The sequence below is a fragment of the Mitsuokella sp. AF21-1AC genome (assembly GCF_003458855.1).
Lineage (GTDB): Bacteria > Bacillota > Negativicutes > Selenomonadales > Selenomonadaceae > Mitsuokella.
The window spans coordinates 1-2,564 of record NZ_QRVW01000060.1 but is presented as its reverse complement, the minus strand read 5'-3'; the positions used below and the strand labels follow the sequence as shown (position 1 = coordinate 2,564).

Genomic DNA, 2,564 nt, shown 5'->3' with positions numbered 1-2,564 from the left:
GGCGATGAGCAAGCGGCTTAAAAGCTGTAAACTGCTGTTATGCAGGAAAACTGTCTGATACTGATGAATATTTCACATACTACATTTGATAAATACATATATTGTAGTAGTACAATGAAAGTTTATTAAATGATCATATTTAAGAAAAATGGATGCCTGTCAAGTGTTGTTTAATCGATTTATCAAGAGTATCAAGCTCAATGCCCCTAATAATATACCCATCGATTATGATTATAAGGATATTGTCACCTCGACCGATGGAGTTGTTATATGGAGAAAAGTATAATATATGGATATACCGGTGGATGGATTTCATCGAAAAAGTACGGATAAAGGGTATGTGCATTTTAGAAGATTGGATCATAAATCTTTTAAATCTGTTCTTTGACTTTTATCGCTGTATCTCCGAGCGGGACGCCAGATGATGAAAGCCAGTATTAGTAACCAGGGCACGATACACCCAAAATTTGCAGTATTCCAGAGACGGAAACCAGACACCTTGCATTTTTAGCATCCTCTGCCTTCTCGAAGACCTCCAGATAACTAGAAATGGCCTCTGTTATTTTCCGAGAATGCCAATGTTTTTTATACGTCAAGCGCCTCCTTGGTGTTGCGGAGTTTGGTAAGCGCTAAATAATCTGGTGTATTTTTCTCTCCCTTTGCCGTGAGATAATGGACTCACGCGAAAAACGTGAAATGTGCAACTCGAATGACTCAAATGACTCGAAACGCCGGAAACATGCGGGATACGCAACTCGAAAGACGCGAAACACCAGAAGAATTCGGGATTTTGAGCGGGGGCACGAATCATAGCAGGAAGTGAGGGAGCCTATTGAAATCGGTCAATCAAGTCAAACGGCAGGAATCGCTAAAGAAATGGCTCGAGCTCATCAAAGACCAACGTGCCAGCGGTCTTTCTGCGCTGGCTTACTGCAAGCGCGAGGGGATCGCGAGCACCACCTTCTACTACTGGCAGAACCAGATCCAGAAATTGCTCATCCAACAGCATGAGCAGCGGGAGAAGGCAAAGGCGCTGCCTGCCGCCAAACCGGCTTCCCCAAAGCCGGTTGCCAATGCTAAAAAAGCGGATGTGCAGTTTGCTTCGTTGTCATTAGCAGCTTCAACGAAAGCTCTGACTTCTTTGGAGCTTCGCTATGGCCCTGTCCAGCTCACTATCACAGAGGCCACGTCATCCGAGCTTCTGAAACGGACACTCTGCGTCCTGCGGGATGTGTTTTCGACATGTTAATCCGAGAGCTCACGGCAGAGCCTATCTATCTGGCCTGCGGTCATACAGACATGCGGAAGTCCATCGACGGGCTTGCCGCCTTGGTTATCTCGCGGTTCCATCTGGACCCGCACCAGCCGGCGCTTTTCTTGTTCTGCGGCCGTCGCAAAGACCGCATCAAGGGTCTGCTCTGGGATGAGACGAGTTTCCTAAAAGACGTAGGTCCAGATGCTCAAAGCTCAGATTGCCCAGCTGCAGAAGATGGTCTACGGGTCCTGCACGGAATGGACAACGCGGATCCTGCCGGAGATTGCAGATGGGCAGCTGAATATCTTCAACGAGGCGGAGGTCGAGGCGAAGCGGAATGCGCCAGAGCCGTGCATCGAGGTGCCCGCACACGACTACTACCGCGAATCCTTCCAGTGCCTCGCCTGCCGCAAGGAAGCGCATTTCTCCATCGAGAAGCCTGCCAGGCGCATGCCCTCTGCTGGGCACATGCAAGGCGGTACTTCGTCGAAGCCATCCCGCCGGATCTGCAGAAAGAAAACCTCCTCGGCAGTATCTGCAAAGAAGCCATCGAGCGGGTCAACGAGCTCTTTGCCATCGACAAGAAGCTCGCCGAGCTCACAAAGGAAAAAAGCGAAGAACAGCGTCTCCAGCTTGAAAAAGAGAAGCTCGAGGCATATTTCGCGTGGCTTCAGGACATCGAGCCGCAAGTCCTGCCGAAATCTAAGTTCGGCAAAGCGGTCCAGTACTCCCTGAGCCATAAAGAAGCGCTCCAGGCCTTCCTGAAAAGCGGCAACGCTGCGCTCTCGAACAACATCTGCGAGTGCGCCATCCGCAACTTCGCCATCGGCCGTAAGAATTGACTGTTCAGCGACTCCCCGAAAGGAGCCAAGGCCAACGCCGCCGTCTACAGCATCATAGAGACGGCCAAGGCCAACGACCTGAACCCGTTCCAGTACCTCAAGTACCTCTTCGAACATCTGCCGAATGCTGATATCCAGCGGCATCCAGAGCACCTCGACGATGTCCTGCTATGGAACGAGACCATCCAGCAAAACTGCAAATGAATCTTCCAAGCTCCACTGCTCACACAGCGGAGTTTTTTTGATATGCATCTTAGCGACGATGAAAAGGTGAGCCATCAAGTCGGCAGATCATACACCGGATGGTTTAGCGCTTACATTTTTACAGACTCTGCACTTATTTTATTTTGCAAATTACACCGTAGATAACAGAAAACCATGGAGGCTGGTGCTGGTCGGTCCAGGGTATCCGTGTTATAATGAAAAAGAATATCTATGATTCAGGGGGAAAGCATATGAATCAGGAA

The 2,564-nt window shown here is 49.4% G+C and carries 3 protein-coding genes; all 3 read left to right on the top strand.

The window, feature by feature from the left end:
- Positions 1-832 precede the first annotated feature (832 nt).
- From DWX75_RS11905 to DWX75_RS12380, 3 genes are read left to right on the top strand one after another with little or no spacing between them, the layout of a single operon-like run.
- A complete protein-coding gene (locus DWX75_RS11905; RefSeq protein WP_118016520.1) occupies positions 833-1,249 on the top strand; it encodes a hypothetical protein in 417 nt (138 codons plus the stop codon).
- Complete coding sequence (gene tnpB, locus DWX75_RS11900; RefSeq protein WP_118016519.1) at positions 1,243-2,097, top strand: IS66 family insertion sequence element accessory protein TnpB; 855 nt, start codon at positions 1,243-1,245, stop codon at positions 2,095-2,097. The genes DWX75_RS11905 and tnpB overlap by 7 nt, the downstream gene beginning before the upstream one ends.
- Positions 2,098-2,301, top strand: coding sequence for a transposase domain-containing protein (locus tag DWX75_RS12380; protein ID WP_118016522.1), 204 nt, complete (start codon positions 2,098-2,100; stop codon positions 2,299-2,301).
- The last annotated feature ends 263 nt before the right edge of the window (positions 2,302-2,564 follow it).